Origin of the sequence: Aromatoleum toluvorans, from assembly GCF_012910905.1 — a bacterium.
Classification (GTDB): domain Bacteria; phylum Pseudomonadota; class Gammaproteobacteria; order Burkholderiales; family Rhodocyclaceae; genus Aromatoleum; species Aromatoleum toluvorans.
Window position 1 is genome coordinate 1 of sequence record NZ_WTVN01000102.1, and the last position, 418, is coordinate 418.

The following is a 418-nucleotide window of genomic DNA, read 5'->3' on the forward strand; positions in this document are numbered from 1 at the left end:
ATGTAGAGATAGCAGGCTTTAATCGCCAGCATCGCGCTGTCGCTTTGCGTCTGGTTAGCGATATAGCCGCCGGTAGAAAGCAGCATGCCGGTAATTGCGCCAGCGCCAGCCATGGCGACTTTGCCGAGGAAGCCGTTGATAGAGGTTAAAATTCCTGCCGTGTTGATACCCGTTTTCCACACCCCATAATCCACAGGATCAGCCTGCATGGAGAAGTAAATTGCCGTACGTTGGCCTGCACCAAGTGACAGTACTACCGCACCCGCAATCAGCCCCCAGCTGTTAACGCCTGCGAACATCATCATACCCATGCCGACAAGGTTAATTGCGCTGGCAACCAGATAAACATGGCGTTTCTTCATGCGGTTTGCGAGTAGCGGTACAGTGAGGGTGCCAAGTAGCGGAACAAAGGTAGAAA

At 52.9% G+C, this 418-nt stretch carries 1 protein-coding gene; it reads right to left on the reverse strand.

Going from position 1 to position 418, the window contains the following annotated elements; genetic code table 11:
- The coding region (locus tag GPA22_RS22495; RefSeq protein WP_246264652.1) for an MFS transporter at window positions 1–362 on the reverse strand (362 nt) is incomplete at its 3' end.
- Between the last annotated feature and the right edge of the window lie 56 nt (window positions 363–418).